The organism is Radicibacter daui (genome assembly GCA_030657355.1).
In the GTDB taxonomy this organism is placed as follows: domain Bacteria; phylum Pseudomonadota; class Alphaproteobacteria; order Radicibacterales; family Radicibacteraceae; genus Radicibacter; species Radicibacter daui.
In genome coordinates, this window is record CP131056.1 from 4,149,031 (window position 1) to 4,175,000 (window position 25,970).

At 62.8% G+C, this 25,970-nt stretch carries 23 protein-coding genes, 1 tRNA gene and 2 rRNA genes (1 of these 26 running past the window's edge); 16 read left to right on the forward strand and 10 right to left on the reverse strand.

Annotated elements, in window-relative coordinates; translation table 11 throughout:
• Window positions 1-36 precede the first annotated feature (36 nt).
• From adhP to QTL98_RS19365, 5 genes are all read left to right on the forward strand, one after another.
• Window positions 37-1,065 carry an alcohol dehydrogenase AdhP gene (gene adhP / locus QTL98_RS19345; protein ID WP_445680097.1) on the forward strand — a complete coding sequence of 343 codons (1,029 nt, stop codon included), beginning with the start codon at window positions 37-39 and terminating at the stop codon, window positions 1,063-1,065.
• Window positions 1,066-1,274: 209 nt separating this feature from the next.
• Entirely contained in the window at window positions 1,275-1,706 is a 432-nt protein-coding gene (locus QTL98_RS19350; RefSeq protein WP_445680098.1) for an acyl-CoA thioesterase, read from the forward strand.
• A 146-nt stretch (window positions 1,707-1,852) separates the two neighbouring features.
• Window positions 1,853-2,128 (forward strand): hypothetical protein, encoded by a 276-nt coding sequence (locus QTL98_RS19355; RefSeq protein WP_445680099.1) that lies wholly within the window; start codon window positions 1,853-1,855, stop codon window positions 2,126-2,128.
• Window positions 2,129-2,170: 42 nt separating this feature from the next.
• On the forward strand, window positions 2,171-3,367 hold the full coding sequence (locus QTL98_RS19360) for a GTP-binding protein (protein ID WP_445680100.1): 1,197 nt from the start codon (window positions 2,171-2,173) through the stop codon (window positions 3,365-3,367).
• Window positions 3,368-3,614: 247 nt separating this feature from the next.
• Window positions 3,615-4,106, forward strand: coding sequence for a Dps family protein (locus tag QTL98_RS19365; RefSeq protein ID WP_445680101.1), 492 nt, complete (start codon window positions 3,615-3,617; stop codon window positions 4,104-4,106).
• Window positions 4,107-4,175: 69 nt separating this feature from the next.
• Here QTL98_RS19365 and QTL98_RS19370 read toward each other — a convergent pair whose 3' ends face one another.
• A complete protein-coding gene (locus QTL98_RS19370) occupies window positions 4,176-5,162 on the reverse strand; it encodes an oxidoreductase (protein ID WP_445680102.1) in 987 nt (328 codons plus the stop codon).
• A gap of 124 nt (window positions 5,163-5,286) precedes the next feature.
• On the opposite strand from QTL98_RS19370, the gene QTL98_RS19375 reads away from it, so the two are divergent.
• Window positions 5,287-6,219, forward strand: coding sequence for an AraC family transcriptional regulator (locus QTL98_RS19375; RefSeq protein ID WP_445680103.1), 933 nt, complete (start codon window positions 5,287-5,289; stop codon window positions 6,217-6,219).
• A 146-nt stretch (window positions 6,220-6,365) separates the two neighbouring features.
• Complete coding sequence (locus QTL98_RS19380) at window positions 6,366-7,544, forward strand: hypothetical protein (RefSeq protein WP_445680104.1); 1,179 nt, start codon at window positions 6,366-6,368, stop codon at window positions 7,542-7,544.
• Window positions 7,545-7,565: 21 nt separating this feature from the next.
• On the opposite strand, the gene QTL98_RS19385 is transcribed toward QTL98_RS19380, so the two are convergent.
• From QTL98_RS19385 to QTL98_RS19410, 6 genes are all read right to left on the reverse strand, one after another.
• Window positions 7,566-8,123, reverse strand: a complete 558-nt coding sequence (locus tag QTL98_RS19385; RefSeq protein WP_445680105.1) for a DsbA family protein — start codon at window positions 8,121-8,123, stop codon at window positions 7,566-7,568.
• 14 nt (window positions 8,124-8,137) lie between these two features.
• Window positions 8,138-8,917 carry a FadR/GntR family transcriptional regulator gene (locus tag QTL98_RS19390; RefSeq protein ID WP_445680106.1) on the reverse strand — a complete coding sequence of 260 codons (780 nt, stop codon included), beginning with the start codon at window positions 8,915-8,917 and terminating at the stop codon, window positions 8,138-8,140.
• Between the two features lie 34 nt (window positions 8,918-8,951).
• The gene (locus QTL98_RS19395; RefSeq protein WP_445680107.1) at window positions 8,952-9,968 is read right to left on the reverse strand and encodes an ABC transporter ATP-binding protein; all 1,017 of its coding nucleotides are present in this window, start codon (window positions 9,966-9,968) and stop codon (window positions 8,952-8,954) included.
• A complete protein-coding gene (locus QTL98_RS19400; RefSeq protein ID WP_445680108.1) occupies window positions 9,965-11,899 on the reverse strand; it encodes a dipeptide/oligopeptide/nickel ABC transporter permease/ATP-binding protein in 1,935 nt (644 codons plus the stop codon). The genes QTL98_RS19395 and QTL98_RS19400 overlap by 4 nt, the downstream gene beginning before the upstream one ends.
• Window positions 11,899-12,843, reverse strand: a complete 945-nt coding sequence (locus QTL98_RS19405) for an ABC transporter permease (RefSeq protein ID WP_445680109.1) — start codon at window positions 12,841-12,843, stop codon at window positions 11,899-11,901. Before QTL98_RS19405 ends, QTL98_RS19400 begins: the two co-directional genes overlap by 1 nt.
• Before the next feature lie 78 nt (window positions 12,844-12,921).
• Window positions 12,922-14,481, reverse strand: a complete 1,560-nt coding sequence (locus tag QTL98_RS19410) for an ABC transporter substrate-binding protein (RefSeq protein WP_445680110.1) — start codon at window positions 14,479-14,481, stop codon at window positions 12,922-12,924.
• Between the two features lie 143 nt (window positions 14,482-14,624).
• Here QTL98_RS19410 and QTL98_RS19415 point away from each other — a divergent pair, with 143 nt between their 5' ends.
• The 9 genes from QTL98_RS19415 to QTL98_RS19455 all read left to right on the forward strand — a co-directional run bounded on the left by QTL98_RS19415 (window position 14,625) and on the right by QTL98_RS19455 (window position 22,920).
• A complete protein-coding gene (locus QTL98_RS19415; protein WP_445680111.1) occupies window positions 14,625-15,878 on the forward strand; it encodes a Zn-dependent hydrolase in 1,254 nt (417 codons plus the stop codon).
• Window positions 15,879-15,962: 84 nt separating this feature from the next.
• A complete protein-coding gene (locus QTL98_RS19420; RefSeq protein ID WP_445680112.1) occupies window positions 15,963-16,847 on the forward strand; it encodes a MurR/RpiR family transcriptional regulator in 885 nt (294 codons plus the stop codon).
• A gap of 43 nt (window positions 16,848-16,890) precedes the next feature.
• On the forward strand, window positions 16,891-18,171 hold the full coding sequence (locus QTL98_RS19425) for an ABC transporter substrate-binding protein (RefSeq protein WP_445680113.1): 1,281 nt from the start codon (window positions 16,891-16,893) through the stop codon (window positions 18,169-18,171).
• Window positions 18,172-18,278: 107 nt separating this feature from the next.
• Window positions 18,279-19,148, forward strand: a complete 870-nt coding sequence (locus QTL98_RS19430) for a carbohydrate ABC transporter permease (protein WP_445680114.1) — start codon at window positions 18,279-18,281, stop codon at window positions 19,146-19,148.
• A complete protein-coding gene (locus QTL98_RS19435; protein ID WP_445680115.1) occupies window positions 19,138-19,947 on the forward strand; it encodes a carbohydrate ABC transporter permease in 810 nt (269 codons plus the stop codon). Before QTL98_RS19430 ends, QTL98_RS19435 begins: the two co-directional genes overlap by 11 nt.
• A 44-nt stretch (window positions 19,948-19,991) precedes the next feature.
• Window positions 19,992-20,741, forward strand: a complete 750-nt coding sequence (locus tag QTL98_RS19440; protein WP_445680116.1) for a glycerophosphodiester phosphodiesterase family protein — start codon at window positions 19,992-19,994, stop codon at window positions 20,739-20,741.
• Window positions 20,738-21,757, forward strand: a complete 1,020-nt coding sequence (locus tag QTL98_RS19445) for an ABC transporter ATP-binding protein (protein WP_445680117.1) — start codon at window positions 20,738-20,740, stop codon at window positions 21,755-21,757. The genes QTL98_RS19440 and QTL98_RS19445 overlap by 4 nt, the downstream gene beginning before the upstream one ends.
• 78 nt (window positions 21,758-21,835) lie before the next feature.
• Window positions 21,836-22,174: a hypothetical protein gene (locus QTL98_RS19450; RefSeq protein ID WP_445680118.1), complete on the forward strand. Its 339-nt coding sequence runs from the start codon at window positions 21,836-21,838 to the stop codon at window positions 22,172-22,174.
• A gap of 131 nt (window positions 22,175-22,305) precedes the next feature.
• A complete protein-coding gene (locus QTL98_RS19455) occupies window positions 22,306-22,920 on the forward strand; it encodes a hypothetical protein (RefSeq protein WP_445680119.1) in 615 nt (204 codons plus the stop codon).
• Between the two features lie 232 nt (window positions 22,921-23,152).
• Here the strand turns inward: QTL98_RS19455 and QTL98_RS19460 are convergent.
• From QTL98_RS19460 to QTL98_RS19470, 3 genes are all read right to left on the reverse strand, one after another.
• Window positions 23,153-23,229: transfer RNA gene (locus QTL98_RS19460), tRNA-Met, on the reverse strand.
• Window positions 23,230-23,310: 81 nt separating this feature from the next.
• Window positions 23,311-23,426, reverse strand: a 5S ribosomal RNA gene (rrf, locus tag QTL98_RS19465).
• A 118-nt stretch (window positions 23,427-23,544) separates the two neighbouring features.
• A 23S ribosomal RNA gene (locus tag QTL98_RS19470) occupies window positions 23,545-25,970 on the reverse strand; it runs 370 nt beyond the window's last position.

Below are 25,970 nucleotides of genomic sequence, written 5' to 3' on the forward strand. Positions count from 1 at the left end.
GCGGCGCCAGGATGCACCGCCTGAGGGAGATGAGCGATGACCAAGATGATGAAGGCCGCCGTTGTCCGCGCCTTCGGCAAGCCGCTTTCGATCGAAGAACTGCCGATCCCCGAGCCCGGCCCGGGTGAGGTGCTGGTCAAGATCATGTCGACCGGCGTGTGCCACACCGACCTGCACGCCGCCGATGGCGACTGGCCGGTAAAGCCCACCCCGCCCTTCATCCCCGGCCATGAGGGCGCCGGCATCGTTGCCGCCGTCGGCCCCGGCGTTACCCACCTCAAGGAAGGCGACCCGGTCGGCATTGCCTGGCTGCATGATGCCTGCGGCTGCTGCGAGCACTGCATCACCGGCTGGGAAACGCTGTGCGAAAGCCAGCACAACAGCGGCTACAGCGTCGATGGCAGCTTTGCCGAATATGCCATCGCCAACGCCGATTACGCCGCGCGCCTGCCAGACGGGGTCGATTTCAGCGCCATCGCGCCAATCCTGTGCGCCGGCGTTACCACATACAAGGGCCTCAAGGAAACCGAGGCGAAACCGGGCCAGTGGGTTGCCATCTCCGGCATCGGCGGCCTTGGCCACATCGCCATCCAGTATGCCCGTGCCATGGGTCTCAAGGTGGTAGCGGTAGATGTCAGCCCCGAAAAGCTGGCGCTGGCGAAGGAAATGGGCGCCGAGATTGCCGTGAATGCAAAAGACGCCGATGCCGTCAGCACCATCCTTGAGAAAACCGGTGGCGGCGTGCATGGCGTGCTGGTCACAGCCGTCTCCCCGCCCGCCTTCCGCCAAGCACTCGGCATGGTGCGCCGCAAGGGCACCGTCAGCCTCGTCGGCCTGCCACCGGGTGATTTTGAGACGCCGATCTTCGATGTCGTACTGAAGCGCATCACCCTGCGCGGCTCCATCGTCGGCAACCGGCAGGATCTGGCCGAGGCACTGGCCTTTGCCGCTGAAGGCAAGGTCAAGGCCCACATCCATCACAAGCGCCTTGAAGACATCAACGACATCTTCGCCGACCTCAAGCACGGCACTGTCGATGGCCGCATCGTGATCGATTTCGCCTGATTTCAGGCTCCAGCCTAACTCTGCGGGTCCGCTCAACCAGCCAGGGGCGGGCCCGTTTTTTTACCAGTCTCCTGCCCGCCCCCGCAAATTCGCCGCTGCGCCCTGCAGCGCAAACGGCTGGTCAGGGCCTTCCGGTGCCGCTTAGATAACGGGGTGTGCTGCGCAAAGGGCGGCACATTCAACAAGCTGCGACCCGAAGAAGGCCCGCCATGAGCTCGACTCCCGTCCCCGACCGCCCCTGCCCGACCGGCGAGCCGGTGATCCGCACCATCGCCATGCCCAATGATACCAACCCCGCCGGGGATATTTTTGGCGGCTGGCTAATGGCGCAGATGGACCTTGCCGCCGGCAATATCGCCACCCACTACGCCCGTGGCCGTGCCGCCACCGTGTCCGTCGATGGCATGTCCTTCCTGAGCCCCGTCTTCGTCGGTGACGAGGTCAGCCTTTATGGCCGCATTCTCTCCACCGGCCGCACCTCCATGCGCATCTTCGTCGAAGCCTGGCGGCGCGACCGCGAGGGTGATGACCGTATCCGCGTGACCGAGGCGACCTTCACCTTTGTCGCCATTGGTCCGGACCGCCGCCCCCGTCCGTTGCGCCCGGAAGAAGTCCCGGGCGCGGTCACGGCCGCCCGCTAGGCCCCAGCCCGGTCTGACGGCACCTCTGGCAGGAACGGCGGATAACATCCCGCCGCTCCTGCTCCTGGCCGGTGCTTCCAGCCGCCCCTTGCGATCTGGCTTTATTCTTTTTATGTTATGTTACATCATAACATATTGAGAAAATCATGAGCGACATGGACAAGCGGCGGCGCCTGCTGGCGGAGGCCGAACTGCCGGACACTCTCCAGCTTCCGCCACGTTTTGACGAAGCCCTTGGCCGCGTGCGCGGCTGCCTGGAGGCCGGCCAGCGCGATGGCATCCGTCGCGACGCCATGCTGAGTGCGTTGATGGCCGAGCTGGCGCCGCGCCTGCTGATTGCCTATGGCCCGGCCCGCGCCGCCTTCCTGCTGCGCCAGACAGCGGCAGAAATGGATGGCGGCAGCAGCCCCCTTGCCCATTGAGCGCCCGTCCTCCTGTATCAGCCTTCTTCCGAAAGCCGGCCCATGCCTTCGAAACTGCCCGTTACCGTGCTCTCCGGTTTTCTCGGCGCCGGCAAGACCACCCTCCTGAGCCACATCCTTGCCAACCGCCAGGGCCTGCGGGTCGCCGTCATCGTCAATGACATGAGCGAGGTGAACATCGATGCCAGTCTGGTGCGGGCGGGCGACGCTGCCTTTAGCCGGCATGAGGAAAAGCTGGTGGAGATGAGCAATGGCTGCATCTGCTGCACCCTGCGCGACGATCTGCTGCTGGAGGTGCGCCGGTTGGCCGAAGAAGGCCGGTTTGATCATCTGGTCATCGAATCGACCGGCATTTCCGAACCGCTGCCCGTTGCCGCCACCTTCTCCTTCCGCGACGAGACCGGGCAAAGCCTTGGCGACATCGCCCGCCTCGACACGATGGTGACGGTGGTGGATGCCGCGCATCTGGCGACGGACTATTCGTCCGAGGATTTTCTCGCCCAGCGGGGCCAGTCGCTCGGGCCCGAAGACGGGCGCTCGCTCGTCGGGCTGCTGGTGGAGCAGATCGAGTTCGCCGATGTCGTGCTGCTCAACAAGGTGGATATCGCAGCGCCCGCGGCGCTCACCGCCGCCCGGCAGATCGTGCGCGCCCTCAATGCCGATGCCCGTATCATCGAGACCGACCATAGCCGCCTGCCGCTGGCCGAGGTGCTGGGTACCGGCCTTTTTGATGAGGAGAAAGCCAGCCAGCATCCGCTCTGGGCACGCGAACTTTACGGTTTCTCCGATCACGTGCCGGAGACTGAAGAGTATGGCATCGGGAGCTTCACCTACCGTGCCCGCGCCCCGTTTCATCCTGCCCGCCTCCATCGTTTCTTCAATGAAAACTGGCCCGGCGTTATCCGCGCCAAGGGGCACTTCTGGCTCGCCACCCGCCCGGACTGGGTGGGCGAGATGAGCCAGGCCGGCCCGCAGGTCGGCTGGCAGGCGCTCGGCTTCTGGTGGGCCGCAATCCCGACGGCGCGCTGGCCGCAAGACGAGGGCTGGCGCAAGGAGATGGCCGCGCTCTGGCACCCCCGCTACGGCGACCGGAGGCAGGAGCTCGTTTTCATTGGCACCGGCATGGAGGAGGCCGCCCTCCGCCAGCGGCTGGATGACTGCCTGCTGCTGGAAGGCAGCGAGAAGGAATGGGCCGGGTTGGAAGACCCGTTTCCGCGCTGGCGGCGGGAAAGCGCCTGAACGACGGAGACAAAAGTTAACCGCCTCGCAGAACTGCCGGGCAACAGGGCGCGTTATAGTGAGGAAGCGACGTTCTGGCGCCGGTGTTCCCCGGTGCAAATCAGGGCGGAATTGGTAAAGAAATCAAACCCGTCCGGGTGTAGGAGCGCGGTAGACCGCTCCGGGAGACCCTGGCCCTGCCACGGGCATATGCCCGGAAGCCTCGTGCTCCGCCCGGCACGCCGACAGAAAGAAAGGACTGCCTCAAATGACCACTGCCTCCTCCGCGTCCAGCCCCTATCGTGGCGGCAATGCCGTGGCCGATATCTCCGGCGCGCTCAACGCGCTGCTGGCCGACACCTTCGCGCTTTATGTGAAGACCAAAAACTTCCACTGGCATGTCAGCGGCCCGCATTTCCGCGACTATCACTTGCTGCTTGATGAGCAGGCAGCTCAGGTCTTCGCCATGACCGACGAACTGGCCGAGCGCGTGCGCAAGGTAGGCGGCACCACACTGCGCTCCATCGGCCAGATCGCCAGCCAGCAGCGCATTGCCGACAGCGATGCCGAAAACGTGCCGGCCACGCAGATGCTGGAGGAACTGCGCGAGGATAACCGGACCCTCGCCGGTTATATGCGCGCTGCCCATGAGGTGTGCGACGAGCACAATGATGTCGCCAGCGCCAGCCTGCTGGAAAACTGGATCGACGAGACCGAGCGCCGTGCCTGGTTCCTGCGCGAAGCGGTAAAGGGCGCCTGACGGCGGAGTTACCCCGAAGAAAAGCCCGGCTGGATTACCGCCGGGCTTTTCTTTTGGTGCCTCGTTCTTTTACGCAGGCAGGCGGGTGCCCGTCAGCGTTTCGCTGAGGCTCCAGAGCCGGTCGGCAAGCTCCGGGTCGCGCGCCCAGGGCAGCACACCGCCGCTGCCAATATCCCCGCCCTCGGCCACTGGTACGGCGATGTCGCAGTTCTCGCAGTAAACGCCGCCCTTGCCCTCCAGCAGCGGGCTTACCGCGCACCAGATGGAAGTTGCCGCGCCCTGCGGCACCGTCTTGAACACACGCGCGATCCCCGGCTCCATCTCCACTCGCCCGTCGGCATGGCGGGTGATGCCGAAACGGCGAAAATCCTCTTCATCCAGATAGCGCACCAGATCGGTGAGGATGCCGCCCGGATGCACGGAAAAGGCCTGGATCCCCTCATCCGCCCCGCGCGCATCCGCCCCCATGGCAAACAGGGCATTGGCCGTCTTGGACTGGCCATAGGCCTGCCACTTGTCGTAGGCGCGACGGGTAAATTGCGGGTCGTCGAAATCCACGCCGGCGAACCGGTGTCCGGCGGAAGACAGGGCGACGATCCTTGCCCCGCCTGCCTTGCGCAGCGCCGGCCACAGCGATGCCGTGAGCTGGAAATGTCCCAGATGGTTGGCAGCAAACTGGGACTCAAAACCGCGCGCCTCGCGCGTCAGTGGCGCCGCCATAATGCCGGCGCTGTTGATGAGCAGATGGAGCGGACGGCCCGAAGCCAGGAAACCCTCGGCAAAGCGAGCAACAGAGGCCGGCTCCAGCAGATCAAGCGGCGCCGTTTCCACGCCGGGCAGGCCGGCAAGGTTGGCGCGCGCCTTATCCGGCGTGCGTACCGGCACAATCACTGTGGCTCCGGCCGCTGCCAGCACCCGCGTCGTCTCCAGACCGATGCCGGAATAACCACCGGTCACGATCGCAACCTTGCCGGAGAGATCGCGGCCAGCCAGTGCCTCCTCGGCCGTGCTGGTGGCGCCGAGTCCGGAGCCGGTCGGGGTCTGTGTCGTCGTCATGGGAAAAGGCTCCTTCGTCAAAAGCGCCCTGACGGTAGGAGCGAAAGCACTGTATGATCCATGCAGAAGAATCCCGATTTCATGCTTGATCGTTCAGAAACGACGTCCCCAACAAGGCGCCCACATGGATCCGCTGTCCGACATCCTCTCCCTGCTGCGCCCGCGCTCGGTGGAGACCTATGGCCTCACCACCGGCGGCACCTGGGCGCTCGATTTCCCGCGCGGTTATCTGGGCTTCAAGTTCGGCGCCGTGGTGCGGGGCGAATGCTGGCTTCGGTTGCGGGCAACGCCGACGGAGCCGGAAGCACTGATGCATCTTGTCTCCGGCGACTGTTACCTGCTGACCGGCCAGCCCTACTGGCTCGGCAGCGATCCCGCCCTGCCGGGGGACGATGCCACCATCGCCTTCGTCGACCGTACCCGCCGCATCGCCCGTTACGGGCTCCATGACGATCTGTTCCTCGTCGGCGGGCGCATGACCTTTGACGACAACCATGCCGCCCTGCTGACAGGTGTGCTGCCCGCCTTCATGCACATCCCCGCGGCCGCCAATGCCGCCGCCGTGCTGCAATGGACACTCGACCAGCTGGCGCGCGAACTGGCGGACCAGCGCCCCGGCGCCGGGCTGATGGCCGAGCATCTGGCCCATATCCTTTTCGTCAACGTGCTCCGCGCGCATATGGAACGGCAGGAGGACGCAGCCTCCAGCTGGCTGCGCGGCCTCACCGATCCGCGTATTGCCCGCGCCCTGCTGGCCCTGCATGAAGCACCGGCCGAGCGCTGGACGCTGGAGCGCCTTGCCGGCACCGCCGGCATGTCGCGCACGGCCTTTGCCCTGCGCTTCAAGGCACTCGTCGGCCGCCCGCCGCTCGACTATCTGCAGCACTGGCGCATGCGCCTTGCCGCCCGGGCCCTCGCCGACCGCCAGCGCCGCCTGTCGGAGATTGCCGAGGCGGTGGGCTATGAGTCCGAAAGTGCGCTGAGCGCTGCCTTCAAGCGGGTGATGGGGATGGCACCACGCGATTACAGGGCACAGATACTGCCGCAGCCGGCCTGACCGGGACCCGGCGTCCTTCTTTCTGTCCGGTATCCCGCCACAAATGCAGCAACCGTCGGATTACGCCCGATTTGAACAATAAAGCCGCCCCTGACGGCCCCAGGCTGCTGAAGCTCAGATCGCCGGCGGCCAGGGGGAGAAACACCGTGCTGCGCAGCAAGGACTTGTGGAAACACCCTGGCCCGGCCGCTTTGGCGGGCCTCGCCATCATGGCCGGCTGTGCCCCGGCCTCGGCCCATGTCAAATGGTTCGCCCCCTATATCGTCGGCGCCGCCCCGCAACCGGCAGCGAATGTTTTTGCCGATCCCTGGCTCTGGATCGGGCTTCTGCTGGTGGTGACCTTTTTCATTCTCGCCCGGCTGGTCGAGCGCAGCGCCTTTAACGAGCCGGTACATTCCCTGCTCGACCGCCTGACCTCACCGATCTCCGGAAGGCTGGACGATTTTGTCCGCGCCGTCGTTGCTGCTTTTTTTGTCGCCATCTTTTCCGTCGGCGGCGTCTATCTGACCCCCGATCTGAAAACGCCGGCGGAGTGGGTCTCGTGGCTGCAGTTGCTGATCGCCGTTCTTGTCTTCTTTCGTCCCACCATGCCGCTCGCCGGCGCCGGCATCATCCTGCTGTGGCTGCTGGCGCTCCGGGATTACGACCTGTTTCACCTCTTTGACTATCTGGCGCTTGGCCTCGGGGTTGCTGCCTATCTGATACTGGAGCCGCTGCGTGACCAGGGTTGGCGCGCACACCGCTTCGAGGCATTGCGCTGGGGCCTTGCCGCCGCTCTCATGTGGTCAAGTTTCGAGAAATTTGCCTATCCGGAGTGGTTCTATCCGCTAGTGGTCGAGAAGCCGTTCCTGACCTTCGGCCTGCCGCGTGATGTCTTCATCCCCATGGCCGGCGTTGCCGAATTCACTATGGGTTTCGGCCTGATCTGGACAGCGCTCATCCGGCGGCTGTCTGCGATAGCGCTTTTGATCATCTTTACCGCCGCCGTCTGGCCCTTCGGGCGCATCGATCTTATCGGCCACGGCCTGATCATGGCGATTCTGGTGGCCGTCGCCTGCGATGGCAGCCGCATCACCCATATCCTGCCGAAACCCAAGGCGCCGCTCCTTGCCGTTCCGGCCAGCCTCACCGTGGCGTTCGCCCTCTTCATGAGCGGCTATTGGGGGCTACATCAGGTCTTTTACGGCCCGGACGGTTTTGCCGGCCCGGCCAGCGCCGGGCGCTTCACCCACTCCCACAGCCCTGAACACCCGGACGGGCCAGGCGGCGGTGATGAACCGGGAGCCCCGCCGACAAAGGACGGAGAAGTGCCGCCGGCACAATGACCGGGGTGGAGCAGGCGGCAGTTACCCTGCCACCATGAGCCGCTCCGCCCAGACGGAGACATCGTCGCCGCTGCCAAGGTCCGCCTGCACCAGCCCGCCGACCATGAAGGTGGGGGAGACGTGGATACCGTTCTGGCGCGCATATTTGCACTGCCACTTGATGGCCTTGTCGAGGTCCGGAATATCGAACGCTGCCGCCAGCGCCACGCCGCTATAACCTTCAATACGGGCGATGATGTCATCCGGCGTCGCCTGCCGGTTGGGGCCGGTTGCGTGGTGGGTAAACTCGAATTCCTCGCGATGCGCCGCCACCGCCTCCATCACGCGCCACGCGGCCTCCCGCCCTTCCGGCAAGGTGGAAGCTGCCAGAATGCAGCGCACAATCACGCCCGAATACAGATGCCAGGGCTGCGATTGCAGGCGGATTTTGACCGTTACCTTGTCCTCGCCTGCCAGCGCCCGCAGCGCCTTCACCTTGCCGAAGGCTCGCACCGAATAGGGGCAGGTCGGCTCCAGAAACATCTCGAAGAGTTTGGGGCCGTGACCCCAGGCGAGATCCTCGGCGTGCCAGTCGGCCATCTTTCCTCTCCCTCTTATTCCGCTCCGGGTGGTTCTTCCGGCGCACCGCGCACGGCCGCGCGCTCCAGCATGTATTTTTCCGCTTCCATCATGTGGCCGCGCATGATCATGCGGGCAAGCTCGCCATCCCCGGACCGGATCGCCCGCAACAGACGGACCTGATAGTGAAGGCCCGTCTCCCGCAGTGCCGGGTTCGGCTCCTTGTAGATGGAGCGGCAAACCGTCATCTCGCGCAAAAGGCTGAGCAGGAAGGAACAGGTAAAGGCCAGCAGCGGATTGGGGCAGTGGCGCGCCAGCTCCTCGTGAAAATCAAGCTCGGCAAGGCGCTGCTGATATTCCTCCTCCGCCGTCTTCGGCTCGTCTTCGTAAAGGCGGATACAAGCCTGAAGCGCGCGAAAGCCGGCATCGGAAAGCTGCCCGGCAACAGCAGCAGCGAGCTCCGGCTCCAGCTGTTTGCGCAGGGCATAGATGTCGGAGATCGAGGGTTGCCGGAAGAGGAAGAGATTATCGAGAAGGCGGATGGCTTCCGCCGGTTTGACAGCCGAGACGAACACCCCGCCCCCCGGCCCGCTGCGCGTGGTGATAAGCCCCTGGAATTCCAGCACCTTCAGCGCTTCACGCAGCGTGCCGCGCGATACCTTCACGGCCTCGGGCAGCAGCCAGTCATGCGGGATACGGTCCCCCGGCTTCAGCGCCGCATCGACAATGCGCTCGCGCAGCAGATGGGCAACCATGTCCGGCCGGCGCTGCCGTTTCTGGTTTTTTGCCTCCAGGGCGCCTTCAGCGATCTTCATTCAGGCCGGCTTCGCAAGTCCCATGATCAATCGGCTATGCCTGCGGCAGCGGGTAATGGCAAGCGGCGTGGTGAGCGGCGCTTTGCCCCGTTGCCGTGTCCGGTCGTGGACGCTCGGCAAGGCACCGTTCCTGCTGGCGCGGGCACCTTGCCGCAAAGGCGCAACCCGGGGGCGGATCGTAAGGGTCGGGCAGCTCTCCGGCGGCATCTTCCGCCACCAGTCTGTGCCGTCCCGGTGCCGGGACGGACTGCATGAGCAGCCGGGTATAGGGGTGCAGCGGCCGCGAAAACACAGCCTGCGCCGGCCCCAGCTCGGCAAGCCGGCCGAAATACATGACCGCCACCCGGTCGCTGACGCTTTCGACCACCGAGAGATCATGGCTGATGAAGATATAGGTGAGGCCAAAGCGCCCCTTCAGCTCTTCCAGCAGATTGAGAACCTGCGCCTGTACGGAAACATCGAGCGCCGATACCGGCTCATCCAGCACGATCAGTTCCGGCTCCGCCGCCAGCGCCCGGGCGATGCCGATGCGCTGCGCCTGCCCGCCCGAAAACTCATGCGGATAGCGCTCCAGAAACTCCGGCGCCAGATTGACCGCCTGCAGCAATTCGCCGAGCCGCCTTTCACGTGCCGCCCCGTCCAGCCGCCCCAGATGCTTCAGCGGCGCTTCCAGTATCTCGCGAATGGTCTTGCGCGGGTTGAGCGAGGCCACCGGATCCTGGAAGACATATTGCACCCGGCGCGACAGGGCCCGGCGATCCTTGCGTGCCATTTCCACCAGATCGGCGCCGTCAAAGACGATCCGCCCCGCACTTGGCAAGTCGAGGCCGACAATCAGCCGGGCAAGGGTGGATTTACCGCAACCGGATTCCCCCACCACCCCCAGCGTCTCGCCGCGCCTCACCTCCAGCGACATTGACTGCACGGCATGAAGCGCCCGGCGGTGGCCGCCAAACAGGTTGCGGCCTCCGCCGAAGACCCGCCCGACCTCCTCCACCTCGAGCAAGGTTTGTCCTTCTGCGAGCCGATCTGCGGCCATCGTTCCGCTCATGCGCGTTCTCCCGCGGCCAGCGGGTAGAGGCAGCGCACCCCACGCTCCGCACCGGTCATCACGAGGTCGATTTCTCCCTGCCGGCAATCCAGGCGACTTCGCGGGCAGCGCTCGGCGAAGGCACAGCCCTCGGGCAGATGATTGACCACCGGCGGGCGTCCGGGGATGGCTTCCAGCCGCCGTTCAGGCTCGCCCAGCACCGGCACGCAATCGATGAGCCGGGCGGTATAGGGATGCCGGGGGTTTAGCAGCAGCTCTTCCGTCCGCCCCGTCTCCACCACCCGGCCGGCATACATTACCGCCACCCGGTCGCAGATGGCCGACACAATGCCGAAATCATGGGTGATGAACAGGATGGCCGCGTTCCGCTGCCGCCGCAGCTCCTCCATCAGCACCAGAATTTGCGACTGCACCGTCACATCCAGTGCCGTTGTCGGCTCATCCGCAATCAGCACCCGGGCATCGTTGGCAAGCGCCATGGCAATGCACACGCGCTGGCGCATACCGCCAGAAAGCTCATGCGGATAAGCGGCAAGACGCTGGCGCGGGTTCGGGATGCGCACCAGCGCCAGCAGTTCGGCGGCACGTTTGCGCGCCATCTCCCGCGGCACGTCGCTGTGGGTTTCTATTGCCTCCACCAGCTGGTCGCCCACGGTGAAGAGCGGGTGCAGGGTGGAGAGCGGATCCTGGAAGATATAGGCAACGGCGCTGCCGCGCAGCTGGCGCACCCGCTCATCGCTGGCGGCAAACAGATCTTCTCCTTCCAGCCAGGCGGTTCCGCCGGTTATCCGGCCCGGCGGTGTTGCCACCAGCCCCATGACCGAGAGGGCAGTGACCGATTTGCCGCTGCCGGATTCCCCGACGATGCCCAGGCATTCGCCCTCCGCCAGCCGCAGATCGACGCCGCCAACGGCCTTGTAGATGCTGGAGCCGATGTGAAATTCCGTGCGCAGCCCGGCCACTTCCAGCACCGCTTGCCCGTCCGCCTGTGCGGGCACCGGCTGCTCCCGCATCACCTCTGTGCGCGCCACCGGCCGCGTCAGCGATCCGGCCCGCAGGCGCGGGTCCAGCACGTCGCGAATGCCGTCACCCAGGAGATTGATGCTCATGACGAGGGCAAAAATCATCAGGCCCGGGATCATGGAGAGATGCGGCGCGGTAAACAGCAGCTTGCGCCCCTCCCCCAGCATGGAGCCGAGATCGGCCTGGGGCGGCTGCGCACCAAGGCCGAGGAAGGACAGCCCCGCCGTCTCCAGGATCATCCAGCCAACCGTCGTTGACATGGTAATGACGATGACGGGCATGACATTGGGCAGCAGCTCGGTGAACAGCACCTGCACCGGCGATTTTCCGGCAAGCCGGGCGGCATCGACAAACTCCCGCCGGGAGAGGCCGAGGGTGATGCCGCGGATGTTGCGGGCAAAGAAGGGAATGTTGACGAGCGAGATGGCGTAAAGCGCGTTCAACAGTCCCGGCCCCAGCACCGCCACGATGGCCAGTGCCAGCAGGATATAGGGAAAGGCCATCACCAGATCGATGCCGCGCATGATGCCGTTATCCCAGCGCCCGCCAGCATATCCGGCCGTGAGCCCCAGCAGTGAGCCGAAGATGGCTGCAATCAGTGTGGCAAAAAACCCGACTGCCAGCGAAACCCGTGTGCCCCAGATGAGGCGGGAGAGCAGATCGCGTCCCAGATGGTCGGTGCCAAGCCAGTGGCCGGCGCTGAAAACCGGAGCGAGACGGCTGGCCGGTGCCGTTACATCCGGATCGGGCAGAGGCAGGATCGGTGCGGCCACCGCCACGAGGCAGATGAGCACCAGCACGACAAGGCCACCCGTCGCCAGCGTGTTGTTGAGGATGAGCCGCAAGCTGCCCGGGCGGGCGCTGCGCCGTCTTGCTGCCTTGCCGGCAGTAGCCGTTCCGGCGCTCATCAGCGCAGCCTCGGGTCGAGCAACGTCTGCACGACATCGGCCACCAGATTGAAAAGCACATAGGCGGCGGCCACCACCAGCACGCCGCCCTGTACCAGCAGCAGATCGCGTGTCGAGATGGCGGTTACCAGCATCGAGCCGATACCCGGCCACTGGAACACGGTTTCGATATAGACGGCGCCGCCGATGACGAAGCCCGCCTGAATGCCGATGACCGGCACGATGTTCACGAGTGCCGGCTTGAAGGCATGTTTGCCGATGACCCGGCTTTCCTTCAGCCCCTTGGCCCGGGCGGTGCGGATATAGTCCTGCCGCAGCACTTCCAGCATGGCGGTACGGGTAAGTCGCGCGATGACACCGGTAGCCACCGCCGAAAGCGTCAGCGCCGGCAGGGTGAGATGATAGAGCAGGTCCGGCAGATCGCCGCCGCCATAGATGGCATACATGCCGCTGACCGGAAGCCAGCGCAGGCTGACGGAAAAGATTAGGATCAGCAGCAGGCCGAGCCAGAAGGACGGGGTGGAGATGCCCACCAGCACCAGAACGGTGATGATCTTGTCGGCCCAGCCATACTGGCGCACGGCGGAGACAATGCCGGCCAGAAGGCCGGCGAGGGAACAGATTAAAAGCGCGGCACCGGCCAGAATGAGCGTTGCCGAAAATCGCTCCAGCACCTCGTCCAGCACCGGCCGGTTGAGCGTATAGGAGCGGCCAAGGTCGCCCTGCAGCAGGTTGCCGAGCCAGATCAGATATTGCTGCGGCAGGCTCTTGTCGAGGCCGAGCGCCCGATTGAGTTTCTCGACATTTTCAGGCGTGGCGTAGGAGCCGAGAATGGCCGTCGCCGGATCGCCCGGGATCATCGCCATGATCAGGAAGACGATGATCGTCAGCCCGAACAGCACCGGTACGGCGGCAAGCAGCCTTTTGGCAATATAGGGGACCAAAACCCCACCTCCCTGGGAGAGCCTGAAGGTCGGAAGGGGCCGCGGCGACGGAAACCGCCGCGGCGCCGTCCGCAATCCTCAGGAAGCCTTCTTCACATGCTGCAACATCAGGAAGAAGGAAGGCTGGAGCTTGAAGCCCTGGACACCCGAGCGTGTCACCGCATTCTGCTTCCAGTTGGCGACGAAGACCCAGGGCGCATCGTCATGCACGATTTCCTGCATCTGCTTGTAGAGCTTCGCCCGCTCTGCCTGGTCAGTCACCTGCCGGGCCTTGTCCAGCAGCTTGTCGACTTCAGGGTTGGAGTAATAGCCGGAGTTGAAGCCGCCCTTGTCGGGGAAGGCCTCGCTGCGCAGCGTCAGGAAAGGCAGCGTATCCGGGTCATTGGTCATCCAGGCCATTTCCGCCATCGCGGCCTTGCCCTCAAGGCCCGGATTGACCTTGCCGAGGAAGCTGTTCCACTCGAAGGTCTCGATCTTGACCTTCATGCCTACCGCTTCCAGATCAGCCTGGATGGCGGTGCCCATCGCCACCGGGTCCAGCATGCCGGAGCCGCCTTCAGTTACATAGAAGGTCACTTCCTCGCCCTTGTAACCGGCTTCCTTCAGCAGTTCCTTCGCCTTTGCCGGATCGTAGGGATAAGGCTCGAGCTTGTCGTCATAGGCCCAGGCGAAAGCCGGCGGGGTCGGCCCGGCGGCAACGTCTGCGGTGCCCTGCAGGATGTTTTCCACCAGCGCCTTCTTGTTGATGGCGTAGTTGGCGGCCTGGCGGGCCAGCTTGTTGTCGAAGGGAGCTTCCTTTGCATTGAGGATCAGGAACCACACATGCGGGCCGGCCTGCTCCTGCACCGTGAAGGACGCATCTGACCTGAACTGCTGCAGGCTGTCCGGCGGTACCTCCACCATGATGTCGAGCCCGCCCGACAGCATCTCGGCAATGCGGGTATTGGCATCCGTGATGGGGCGGAAGATCACGGCGTCCAAATCGGGCGCGCCGTCCCAGTAGTCCGGGTTCTTCGTCACCACGACCTTGGAGTTGGCATCCCACTCTTCAAACTTGTAGGCGCCGGTGCCTGACGGATGACGGCCGAAATCCTTGCCGTATTTCTTTACCGCCTCCGGAGAAACGATGAGCCCGGTGGGATAGGCAAGGTTGGAAAGGAAGGGCGCGTAAGGCTCCTTCAGCTTGAAGGTCACCGTTTGCGGATCATCGGCGATCACCTTGTCGACCGCCGAGAAGAAGAAGGCGAGCGGGAACGGCCCGGTATCGTGATAGGGGCTCTTTTCGTCCAGCATGCGCTCGAAGTCGAACTTCACCGCCTCGGCGTTGAACGGGCTGCCATCATGGAACGTGACCCCGTCGCGCAGCGTGAAGGTGTAGGTCTTGCCGTCATCGGAAATCTTCCAGCTTTTGGCGAGCGACGGTTCCACCTCCAGCGTGCCGTCCTTATAGCGCACCAGCCCGTCATAGATGTTCACCAGGATGCGGAAATCATTGACCGCGGTGACGGCCTGCGGGTCGAGCGATTTGGGTTCGGCAATCTGCCCGACGACCAGCGCATTGGGCGGCGTCTGCGCCTCGCTCGCCGGAGCAAGGGCAAAAAGGGCGAGGGCAAACGCCGTCGCAAAAAGACGTTTCATGATGGTCTCCCCTGTTCCACAGGCTTTAATTAATTATGATCAATTGAGTCTTATCAACCATTAAATGATAATGAATTTATGCAATGGCGGTGGGCTACCCCCGCCACCTCACGAAAACAACATCGGCCGGGGAGGAATTTGTCATGCCGCAACCCCATGCCGCGATTGACCTCAACCGCCTGAAATCATTGCTCGCCGGGGTAAATCGTTTTGGCTTCAACCGCAGGACTGGCGGTTATGACCGCCTCGGCTTTTCCGATGCCGACATGGCCTGCCGGGACTGGTTCGAACAGCAGATGCGAAGCGATGGCCTGACCGTCTGGCGGGATGGCGCCGCCAATATTTTCGGCCGCTTCGGGCTGGACTCGGGTCCGGCGATCCTCATCGGCTCGCACCTCGACACGGTCGCCAATGGCGGCGCCTTCGATGGGGCGCTTGGCGTCTGCGTGGCACTGGAATGTGTGCGACGGCTGAAGGAGACCGGGTTTTCTCCGGCCACCGCCATCGAAGTGATTGCCACCTCGGAGGAAGAAGGCCGCTTTGGCGGCATGCTGGGCTCTCAAGCCATTACCGGCCAGCTGAGCGCCGACTGGCTCGAGGCGGCCGTGGATGCCGGCGGCACCCGGCTCGTGGACGCGATGGCGGACCAGGGGCTTGAGCCGCAGCAGCTTCCTGCGGGCGCCCGGGATCCGGGATCCGTCATGGCCTTTCTTGAACTGCACATCGAACAGGGGCCGGTGCTGGAGGCGAAGAAGATCGCGGTGGGCATTGCCACCACCATTTCCGGCGTCTGTTATCTGGAGATGACCCTCGCCGGCACAGCCAACCATTCCGGCACCACGCCGATGTCGCTGCGGGCCGATGCCTTTGCCGGCCTTGCGGAACTGGCAACCCGCATCCCGGAGATCATCCGCATTGCCGGCGGCGCGGAAAGCCGCATCACCATTGGCCATGTGGCTCTCACCCCCAATCAGCCCCACACCATTCCCGGCAAGGCGGTCTTCTCCGTAATCCTGCGCGATACATCAGAGGCCACCCTGCAGGCCTTGCGGTCCGAGTTCGAGCAGGAAGCAGCCCGGGTCGCTCAGCGCCATGGGCTGACGCTCATGCACACGCAGCGCAGCTGGCTCGCCCCCGTTTCTCTCGATGCTGGCCTTGCCGACCAGCTGGAGCACATCGCCGACGAGATGAGGTTGAAGACCCTGCGCCTGCCCTCCGGCGCCGGCCATGATGCCCAGACGATGCAGGCATTCTGCCCCTCCGCCCTGATCTTCGTGCCCAGCCGCCATGGCATCAGCCATGCGCCGGAAGAATACAGCGACTGGGCGGATATCGAGCGGGGCGCCAACCTGATGCTGAACCTGCTGATGGAACTGGCGAGAGAAAAAAGCCGGTAAACGCCCTTGGCACTGTCGGGCCCGTAATCAAAATTTCACGCTCGCGTCACTTGCAATTAAAATTGCAGGCCTATCCCTGCTCTCATGACGACGACGCATGAGCCACCCGCCAGCCTTACCGAGATCATCTCCCGCCATGCCGGGCGGCTGACGGATCTCGACACCCGCCTCTTGAATGTGCTGCTGCAGGACCCCCTGCGGGCGGCGATGGAGAACGGCAAGGACGTCTCCTCCCGGGCCGGCGTGCATCCGGCCGCCGCCGTGCGCCTTGCCCAGAGGCTGGGTTTTGCCGGTTATCCGGAATTCCGCGCTTTCCTGCAGGCAAGCCTGGTGAAGGGCGGCAGCGATTTTCAGGATGGCTCGGCCCGCATTGCCGCCCGCCTGATGCGGGCGAGCGGCGAGGGTGTGCTCTCCTCCATCCTCGACAGCGAGATCGCCGCGCTCCAGCAACTGCGCAGCGCCGTGTCGGACGAGAATATCCGCAAGTTCGCCGAAACGATCCGGGACGGGCGTCGCATCTTCCTTTTCGGCCGCAGCCATGCAGCCACGCTCTCGGCGCTTGTCGCCCTGCGTCTCAGGCGCTCGGGTTATGACGCTGTCGACCTTGGTGCCGCGCTGCCACAGCTGAGCGAACAGCTCGTCACGCTGGGGCCGGAAGACGTGCTGTGGCTCTTCGCCTTTCGCCGCCCGTCGCCGGCCGTGCTGGAGCTGCTGCAGATCGCCCGCAAGCGCGGCGCCAGGGTTCTCGCCCTCACCGATATCCAGGGCATGCGCCTCGATCCCGCGCCGGACCTTCTCATCGCCGCCTCGCGCGGTGGGCCCGGGGATTCGCAGTCGCTTGTCGTGCCCATGACCATCGCCAACGCCGTCATCCTCGATCTCGCCGGCATTGACGACGGCCGCTCCATCGCGGCGCTGGAGGCATTCCGGGCTCTTCGGGAGTCCCTGCCTCCGCTGATGGGAAGTTAACCGCCTTGCGCTCTTCAACCACCAACCTGCTCCGGGGGTCAGAATGCTCAGGACACTGAAAACCATCTCCCTTGCCGGCGCTCTCGCCGGCCTGCTGGTCGCCGGCGGCGCCACCATCGCCACCACTGCGGCCCATGCCGATGTCACCGTCAAATTCTGGCACAGCTTCAAGGGCGGCAACGGCAAGGCGCTGGATGAGATCATCCAGAAGTTCGAAGCCGCCAATCCCGGCATCCATATCGAAGGCGAGAATGTCGGCGATTATAACGACATTGTCGCCAAGCTTCAGGCCGCCATCCCCGCCCACCGCGCCCCCGATGCCGTGATCATGGAAGTGACGCGTTACGGCCTCTTCGCCGAACATGGCGTGCTGACCGACCTGACGCCCTATGTCGATGCCGATCCGCTGAAGGACAATCTCTTCGACTATGCGCGGGAGATCGGCGTCTATAACGGCAAGAACTATATCGTGCCGTTCAACTCCTCCACGGCGGTCCTCTATTACAACAAGGACATCCTGGCCCGCGCCGGCTACACCACCGAGCCGCCGCTGAAGAGCTTTGACGATATCCTGAAGGTCGCGAAGACCATCACCGAGAAACTGGGCTCCGAGGGTATCACCGGCATCGCCGCACCCGGCCAGTTCGCCCGCTGGTCGCTCATCATGTCCAATGACAGCGACCTGATCGACAGCAAGACCGGCGACATCCTCATCGACAAGCCCGGCACCGTCGACGCCTACAAGTGGATGAGCTCGCTGGTTTACAAGGAAAAGGTCGCCTCCGCTGACGGCGTGACCGACGAGGATAACGGCAAGAAGGCGTTCCTGGCCGGCAAGGTCGGCATCATGCTGAACTCCACCGGCGATTACGGCGGAGCGAAGAAGGCCATCGGCGATAATCTCGTCGTCCGCCCGATGCCCTGCAACAAGGTTTGCCGTGTCGCCATCGGCGGCGCCGGCATCGGCATCCTCTCCTCCTCGCCCAGGGAGGTGCAGGACGCGGCCTACAAGTTCATCAGCTTTGCCGCCTCGCCGGAATCGAACGCCACCTGGTTTGCCGCCACCGGCTACATGCCCATCAACAAGCTGACCGCTGCCCAGCCTGTTGCCGCTCAGGCACTGGCAACCGAGCCCGGCATCGATGTGGCGATCCAGCAGCTCGACTTCGCCCGCGGCCGCCCGCGCCCGCCGGTCGTCACCTGGATGCGCGCCACCGAATATGACATGTGGCAGGCCATGGCGCTGGGCCAGCGCGGTGTTGAGGAGACGCTGAAGGACTTTGCCGAACGCACCCGGCAGGAAGCCACCCGCGTCACCAACTAACTCCTTTGCCAGGCCGGCGACGGACTTCCGGACTCCTCCGGCAGCCCGTCGCCGGCCGCAGGCACCAACTGCCCGCCAGCCGTCATCCAGAAGGGGCTTTCCACCCCATGCTTCGTAAACTCACGCCCTATCTCTTCGTGGCGCCGCTGGTCGCCTTCATTGCCGTTTTCACCTATGTGCCGATCCTCACCAGCCTCAACCTCTCCGTCCGGAACTGGAATTTCCTGACGCCCGACATGCCCTTCGTCGGGCTGGAGAATTACCGCCTGCTGATCAGCTCGCGGGATTTCTGGAACGCGCTGTGGGTTACCACGCTCTTCACCGTGTTTTCGGTGCCGATCCGGCTGTTCCTCGCGCTCATTGTCGCCAGTTATCTGGCGCGGGAAACCTTCGTCTCCCGCCTGCTGCGCGGTGCGCTGTTCCTGCCCTTCGTCACCTCCACGGTTTCCATCGCCGTGGTGTTCTCCTGGGTGTTCGCCACCGATTATGGCCTCATCAATCCGGTGCTCGGCTGGTTCGGCATCGGCAAGGTCGCCTGGCTGCAAGACCCGGCGCTGGCGCTCTGGGTGCTCATCTTTGTCAATACCTGGAAGCAGATCGGCTACGACGTCGTCATCTATATCGCCGGCCTGCAGGCCATCCCGCAGGAGCTTTACGACGCTGCCGCCATCGATGGCGGCAAGCGGCTGCATGTCTTCCGCCGCATCACCTTTCCGCTGGTGATGCCGACGACCTATTTCCTGCTCGTCGTCTCGGTCATCGAGGCTTTCCAGGTCTTCACCATCGTCAATGTCATGACGCATGGCGGGCCGGCCGGCGCCACCGACCTTCTTGTCCACATGCTCTACCGCATCGGCTTCGTGCTGTTCGATATCGGCCAGGGCTCGGCGCTGGCGGTCATGCTGTTCGTGCTGCTGGTAACGCTGGCGCTTCTCAAATCCCGCCTTATCGGCCGCAAGGTGCATTATGAAGCGTGAGCATCCGCTGAAACTCGCCCTGGCACTGGCCGCCGGTCTGCTGTTCCTCTCGCCGGCGCTCTATTCCATCGTCCTCTCGTTCCAGACGGCGGATTCCTATTATCGCGGCGGCTTCGACTTCACGCTCGGCAACTACCGCAATGCCGTCGGCTTCTATCACTTCGCGCGCTATCTGCTGAACAGCGTCATCGTCTCCTCGCTGGTCACGCTTCTCAGCATCGGCTTTTCCACCATGGCGGCCTTCGCCTTCGCGCGGTTCCGTTTCCGGGGCGGGGATTTTCTCTTCGGCGCCGTGGTCGCCACGCTGATGATCCCCAGCCACATCAGCCTCATTCCCAATTATCTGACGCTCGCGAAAGCAGGGCTGCTCGACAGTTATGCCGGCCTTGTACTGCCCGCCATCTCCAACGGGTTCGCCGCCTTTTTCCTGCGCCAGTATATCCGCGGCATCCCGAAAGCGCTGGACGAGGCCGCCTATATGGATGGCGCCACGCCGCTCAAGGTGCTGTGGCGGGTGATCGTGCCGCTCGCCCGGCCGGCCATCCTGTCGATGGCGCTCTATGTCTTCATCACCGAGTGGAACAACTACATCTGGCCGCTCGTCGCCATCGGCAAGGAGGACCTCTACACCCTCCAGATCGGCCTTGCGCGCCTCTATCACAACAACCCCGGCGAGGGGCTGATCGACTGGCCGCTGGTAATGGCGGCCTCCACCCTCACCCTGCTCCCGGTCCTCGCCGGCTTCCTGCTGGTCGAGCGGCATCTGGTGCGCGGCATCACCATGGGCGCGGTCAAGTGACCCGGCCCCGAACGACCAAAATCACGGAAAGGCATCTGACAGAGATGACACGCATCGCTTCCCACCGTGGCGGCACCCTGGAATTCGGCGACAGCACCCCGCATGGTTTTGCCGCCACGGCAGCCATGGCGCTGGAAGAGGTCGAGTTCGACCTGCACCCGACGGCGGATGGCGCCATCATCGTGCATCATGACGCCACGCTCGACCGCACGACCGACCGCTCCGGTGCCATCGCCGCCCAGAGCGAAGCCGAGGTGCGCGGCGCCACCATCAATTACGGCGCCGGCGGCCACCCGCTGACGCTCTCTGAACTCTGCGATCTCTACCGCCCCGCCACGGTGAATTTCCGCTGCGAGATCAAGCCGGATGCCGAAGGCCGCCCCTACAGCCACTTCGTGCCGCGTGTCGTGGCAGCGCTCGGCGCGTTCGGCATGCTGGAGCGCACCACTTTTTCGTCCTTTCTGGTCGAGGTGCTGGATGAGCTGGCGGCAAATACCACCCGCCCCCGCCTCTGGCTCGTCAGTCCGCCGGTCCTGCGCCAGCTGGGCGCGACGGCAACTATCGAGGTGGCAAGAGCGCACGGCATCCCTGAGATCGGCGTGCATGTTGATACCGCTGACGCCGGGCTGATGACCGCGGTTCAGACCGCTGGCCTCGATTTCGGCTGCTGGGGGGCCCACAGCGCCGCGCAGATCGGCAAGGCGCTGGCGCTCGGCGTCAAGGCTTTCACCACCGACCGGCCGAGCCTTGCCATCGCGCTGCGCGCACGCTGGCTGAAGGAGAATGCGGCATGAGCGGCATCAGCCTCCGGAATATCCGCAAATCCTACCCCGGCGGGCCGCAGGTGCTGCATGGCATCTCGCTGGATATCGAGCCCGGCGAATTCATCGTCATCGTCGGCCCCTCCGGCTGCGGCAAGTCCACCCTGCTGCGCCTCATCGCCGGCCTTGAGGCGTGCGAGGAAGGCGACATCATCATCGGCGGCAAACGCGCTAATGATCTCGCCCCGCAGGACCGCGACATCGCGATGATCTTCCAGAACTACGCGCTCTATCCCCACATGAGCGTGCGCGAGAACATCGCCTTCGGGCTGGAGCTGCGCGGCATGAAAAAGGCCGAGCGCCATGCCCGTGCCGAAGCCGTCGCCAAAACCCTGCAGCTGGAAGCCTATCTGGACCGCAAGCCCGGCGCTCTCTCCGGCGGCCAGCGCCAGCGCGTGGCGATGGGTCGGGCGATGGCACGGAGCAGCTCCACCTTCCTGATGGATGAGCCGCTCTCCAATCTCGATAATGCCCTGCGGGTCGCCATGCGCACCGAGATCAAGGAACTGCACCGCCAGCTGGGCGCCACCATCATCTATGTGACGCACGACCAGACCGAGGCGCTGTCGCTCGCCGACCGCATCGCCGTGCTGAAGGACGGCCACCTTTTGCAGTTCGATACGCCCTCGGCGATCTATGACCGCCCGGCAAACCGCTTCGTCGCCGGTTTCCTCGGCACCCCGCCGATGAATTTCCTTGCCGGCGACCAACTGCCGGACATGCCGGGAGCAGCGGGTAACATCGTCGGCCTGCGCCCGGAGGCATTGCGTGCCTCCTTCACTCGGGAAGCCGGTGCGTCTCTGCCGGCGAAGATCGTGCTGTCGGAGATGGTCGGCGCTGACATGATCCTGCATTGCGAGACACCGGCGGGGCGGGTAACGGCGATGGCGCCGCGGCGGGATTTTACCGCCGGGCAGGAGCAGGTGTGGCTGGGGTACGACGCGGCGCAGGCGCTGTTTTTTGAGGCGGGGACGGGGGCGAGGATTTGAGAGAAGGCCGGGTTCCTGGGCGGCGCCGGAGCATACAATCTGCTGGAAATACTCAAACACCAATGCCAGCTTCTTCCTATGACCTTGAGCCCCGAAGCCAAGAGAGCGCGTCAGCAGATTGTTGAACTTGCCCGCAAGATGATTGCGGGCGAATTGTCCTTCATTGAGGGCTCGCGGGAGATCGTAGCGCTTAGGGGAGCCGCGAGGTTCCCGGACGACGACCCGGATATTCTGACCTTCAGGGCAATAGATTCCGAGACCGAAGTCCTTCCGTTCGGGAATGTTCGCGATCTTTGGCACAAGGCGGCATTGGAGAGGTTTCAGCCGGAGATTGATCGAGCAGAGGAGTGGGCGGGGCAGGATGCTACGGAGGCCTGTCGAAATCTGACCCAGCGCATTGCTCAAGATGAGCGGTAGGGCTTCTATGGCAGTTACCAATAGAGTTAGTCAAAATTAAGCACACAAGGCGCATCGCCTCGAATAGTTATTCAAATCCACCTTGGAAATAGGTTCATTAATCTGGAAATCTCAGAAAGGTTTTGAAATTAATGCCCTATCACCAAGCACCGGCAACTGAGTGGTATTCAGCAAGGCAAATTACTAAACTGATCGCGGCAAGCGCATTCCTAGCTCTGACTGGGTGCGCATTCTTGATTAATACGCATGTCGATGATCTGAAGTTGAATGGAGTTTCGCTTGTAGACGTAACAAAAATTGCCCGCGACTTTCCGGCTCACAGCCAGAGAAAAGTGCTCTTAATTTCTCTGTTTAGCCAAAGCAATATAGCTCAAATCTCTGCCAGCCACGATTTGAACAACCTAGGCGCCAATGTCGGTTTTTGCCATACATCCCAAATAGCCACTCGGAGCAGGATATATCAAGCTGGGCACCAGCTTGGGCCATTTCTGGATGAAAGCGAAAAGAGAAAACTGGCCACTGAAGAGTTAAGTAAAAACGGCTATATTTATGAAATTTGGCTTGATTATCGGACCTTAGGTCGCAGGAGCGGTGGCGACGCCGTCGACTACGACCTGTCTATAAACCCAAAAGATCTATGCATCGTTATCCAAGGTAATCCTTACATGGCGGTTGGCACTGGATTGATCACAAATACTGTTGTTATTCCCAAACAGATGATCATGGCAGCCTTGCGCCAGGAGTAGATTTAGGTAAAGCGGCAGGGTTTGCGCTTCTGGCTCGGGCCGAACCTGTGCAAGGCTTCTCTCATCTGTCCCCGGACCGAATAAACGAACACCCCCGACGCTTTGGGCATCGGAGGTGCTCATTTATTGGGTTCGGCGCCCTGCTTTGAACCTGGAGCAGTCTTCTCCCATCTACCCCCGCGCCTAAAATGCTCAAGGCCCCGTCGCTTTCGCAACGGGGCCTCGATCATATTGGGTGCGGGGGCAGGATTTGAACCTGCGGCCTTCAGGTTATGAGCCTGACGAGCTACCGGGCTGCTCCACCCCGCAGGGGTGCGATTGTGCTGGTGGAGAGGCCGGAGAAGGGGGGCGGGCAGAGTTAGAAGAGGGAAGAAGCTGTTTGATTGATAGACCTGGCGATGACCTACTCTCCCACGTCCTGACGACGCAGTACCATTGGCGCTGAAGGATTTCACGGCCGAGTTCGGAAAGGGATCGGGTGTTTCGCCTTCGCCAGGACCACCAGGTCGATTAATCAAACAGATGTTTGCAAGCGCGCTTGCTGGCAAACAGGGTTGTTTCTTGATCCGAGTAACCCGTGCGGGGTGCCTCTTGGTGGAGGACTTGCATGTATAACGGAGTGGAGTGAACAAGCCGGTCGGGCAATTAGTAACGGTAAGCTTCACGCATTACTGCGCTTCCACATCCGTCCTATCAACGTGGTGGTCTTCCACGGCCCTGATAGGGAGTTCTGGTTTTGAGGTCGGCTTCCCGCTTAGATGCTTTCAGCGGTTATCCGTTCCGCACTTAGCTACCCGGCGATGCCGCTGGCGCGACAACCGGTACACCAGAGGTGCGTCCATCCCGGTCCTCTCGTACTAGGGACAGCTCCTCTCAAAACTCCTACACCCACGGCAGATAGGGACCGAACTGTCTCACGACGTTCTGAACCCAGCTCACGTACCTCTTTAAATGGCGAACAGCCATACCCTTGGGACCTGCTCCAGCCCCAGGATGAGATGAGCCGACATCGAGGTGCCAAACACCCCCGTCGATGTGGACTCTTGGGGGGTATCAGCCTGTTATCCCCGGCGTACCTTTTATCCGTTGAGCGATGGCCCTTCCATGCGGAACCACCGGATCACTATGACCGACTTTCGTCTCTGTTCGACTTGTCTGTCTCACAGTCAGGCAGGCTTATGCCATTGCACTCGACGGCTGATTTCCGACCAGCCTGAGCCTACCTTCGCACGCCTCCGTTACTCTTTGGGAGGCGACCGCCCCAGTCAAACTACCCACCATGCAGGGTCCCGGACCCGGATAACGGGCCGCGGTTAGATATCAGGATACTCAAGGGTGGTATTTCAAGGATGGCTCCATCCGAGCTGGCGCCCGAACTTCAAAGCCTCCCACCTATCCTACACATGAGAACCCTGATACCACTGCAAAGCTGTAGTAAAGGTGCACGGGGTCTTTCCGTCTGACCGCGGGTACGCCGCATCTTCACGGCGAATTCAATTTCGCTGAGTTGGTGTTGGAGACAGCGGGGCAGTCGTTACGCCATTCGTGCAGGTCGGAACTTACCCGACAAGGAATTTCGCTACCTTAGGACCGTTATAGTTACGGCCGCCGTTTACCGGGGCTTCGATTCAAAGCTCTCACCTCTCCTCTTAACCTTCCGGCACCGGGCAGGCGTCAGACCCTATACGTCGTCTTGTCGACTTCGCAGAGCCCTGTGTTTTTGCTAAACAGTCGCCACCCCCTGGTTTGTGCCCCCGGCCCCTGCTTGCGCAAGAACCGGGCCTCCTTCTCCCGAAGTTACGGAGGTATTTTGCCGAGTTCCTTCAACACCATTCTCTCAAGCGCCTTGGTATACTCTACCAGCCCACCTGTGTCGGTTTGGGGTACGGTCTTGATGATGGGGCTATTTCCCGGAAGTCCTTGGCTGCCAGACCAATCCAATAAGGTCTGACAACGTCCAGCCTTCGTCACCTCCATCAGGTCACGGAATATTAACCGTGTTCCCATCGACTACGGCTTTCGCCCTCGTCTTAGGGGCCGACTGACCCTGCGCGGATTAGCCTTGCGCAGGAACCCTTGGGCTTTCGGCGGGAGTGTTTCTCACACTCCTTGTCGCTACTCATGTCAGCATTCTCACTTCTGATACCTCCAGGACCCCTCACGGGTATCCCTTCACAGGCCTACAGAACGCTCCGCTACCACGTGATCTAAAAGATCACATCCACAGCTTCGGTATATGGCTTGAGCCCCGGTACATCTTCGGCGCAGGATTGCTTAACTAGATCAGTGAGCTATTACGCTTTCTTTAAAGGATGGCTGCTTCTAAGCCAACCTCCTGATTGTCTTGGCCTTCCCACATCCTTTCCCACTTAGCCATAATTTGGGGACCTTAGCTGGTGGTCTGGGCTGTTTCCCTCTTGACGACGGACCTTATCACCCGCCGTCTGTCTGCCGTGCTCTACTCACCGGTATTCGGAGTTTGGTTAGGTTTGGTAAGCCTCGCGGCCCCCTAGCCCATCCAGTGCTCTACCCCCGGCGGCAATACACGACGCGCTACCTAAATAGCTTTCGCGGAGAACCAGCTATTTCCGAGTTTGATTGGCCTTTCACCCCTAGCCACAGATCATCCCCGTCTTTTTCAACAGACGTGGGTTCGGTCCTCCAATGCATGTTACTGCATCTTCAACCTGTCCATGGCTAGATCACCCGGTTTCGGGTCTAATCCGTACGACTGATCGCGCTGTTCACACTCGCTTTCGCTTCGCCTTCGCCTATCGGCTTAAGCTTGCCGCACAGATTAAGTCGCTGACCCATTATACAAAAGGTACGCGGTCACCCTTGCGGGCTCCCACTGATTGTAGGCATCCAGTTTCAGGGTCTGTTTCACCCCCCTTATCGGGGTGCTTTTCACCTTTCCCTCACGGTACTGGTTCACTATCGGTCGTCGAGGAGTACTTAGGCTTGGAGGATGGTCCCCCCATGTTCAGACAGGGTTTCACGTGCCCCGCCCTACTCAAGGACTTGTGGAATTTCTACCCGTACGGGGCTAT

Coding starts and splice junctions, on each gene's coding strand:
- QTL98_RS19385 (WP_445680105.1), bottom strand. CDS start 8,123: ATGGCCGACTGGCACGCCGAGGATCTCGCCTGGGGTCACGGCCCCAAA.
- QTL98_RS19445 (WP_445680117.1), top strand. CDS start 20,738: ATGAGCGGCATCAGCCTCCGGAATATCCGCAAATCCTACCCCGGCGGG.
- QTL98_RS19400 (WP_445680108.1), bottom strand. CDS start 11,899: ATGAGCGCCGGAACGGCTACTGCCGGCAAGGCAGCAAGACGGCGCAGC.
- QTL98_RS19360 (WP_445680100.1), top strand. CDS start 2,171: ATGCCTTCGAAACTGCCCGTTACCGTGCTCTCCGGTTTTCTCGGCGCC.
- QTL98_RS19365 (WP_445680101.1), top strand. CDS start 3,615: ATGACCACTGCCTCCTCCGCGTCCAGCCCCTATCGTGGCGGCAATGCC.
- QTL98_RS19395 (WP_445680107.1), bottom strand. CDS start 9,968: ATGAGCGGAACGATGGCCGCAGATCGGCTCGCAGAAGGACAAACCTTG.
- adhP (WP_445680097.1), top strand. CDS start 37: ATGACCAAGATGATGAAGGCCGCCGTTGTCCGCGCCTTCGGCAAGCCG.
- QTL98_RS19455 (WP_445680119.1), top strand. CDS start 22,306: ATGCCCTATCACCAAGCACCGGCAACTGAGTGGTATTCAGCAAGGCAA.
- QTL98_RS19375 (WP_445680103.1), top strand. CDS start 5,287: ATGGATCCGCTGTCCGACATCCTCTCCCTGCTGCGCCCGCGCTCGGTG.
- QTL98_RS19420 (WP_445680112.1), top strand. CDS start 15,963: ATGACGACGACGCATGAGCCACCCGCCAGCCTTACCGAGATCATCTCC.
- QTL98_RS19410 (WP_445680110.1), bottom strand. CDS start 14,481: ATGAAACGTCTTTTTGCGACGGCGTTTGCCCTCGCCCTTTTTGCCCTT.
- QTL98_RS19355 (WP_445680099.1), top strand. CDS start 1,853: ATGAGCGACATGGACAAGCGGCGGCGCCTGCTGGCGGAGGCCGAACTG.
- QTL98_RS19390 (WP_445680106.1), bottom strand. CDS start 8,917: ATGAAGATCGCTGAAGGCGCCCTGGAGGCAAAAAACCAGAAACGGCAG.
- QTL98_RS19440 (WP_445680116.1), top strand. CDS start 19,992: ATGACACGCATCGCTTCCCACCGTGGCGGCACCCTGGAATTCGGCGAC.
- QTL98_RS19450 (WP_445680118.1), top strand. CDS start 21,836: ATGACCTTGAGCCCCGAAGCCAAGAGAGCGCGTCAGCAGATTGTTGAA.
- QTL98_RS19430 (WP_445680114.1), top strand. CDS start 18,279: ATGCTTCGTAAACTCACGCCCTATCTCTTCGTGGCGCCGCTGGTCGCC.
- QTL98_RS19350 (WP_445680098.1), top strand. CDS start 1,275: ATGAGCTCGACTCCCGTCCCCGACCGCCCCTGCCCGACCGGCGAGCCG.
- QTL98_RS19435 (WP_445680115.1), top strand. CDS start 19,138: ATGAAGCGTGAGCATCCGCTGAAACTCGCCCTGGCACTGGCCGCCGGT.
- QTL98_RS19425 (WP_445680113.1), top strand. CDS start 16,891: ATGCTCAGGACACTGAAAACCATCTCCCTTGCCGGCGCTCTCGCCGGC.
- QTL98_RS19370 (WP_445680102.1), bottom strand. CDS start 5,162: ATGACGACGACACAGACCCCGACCGGCTCCGGACTCGGCGCCACCAGC.
- QTL98_RS19415 (WP_445680111.1), top strand. CDS start 14,625: ATGCCGCAACCCCATGCCGCGATTGACCTCAACCGCCTGAAATCATTG.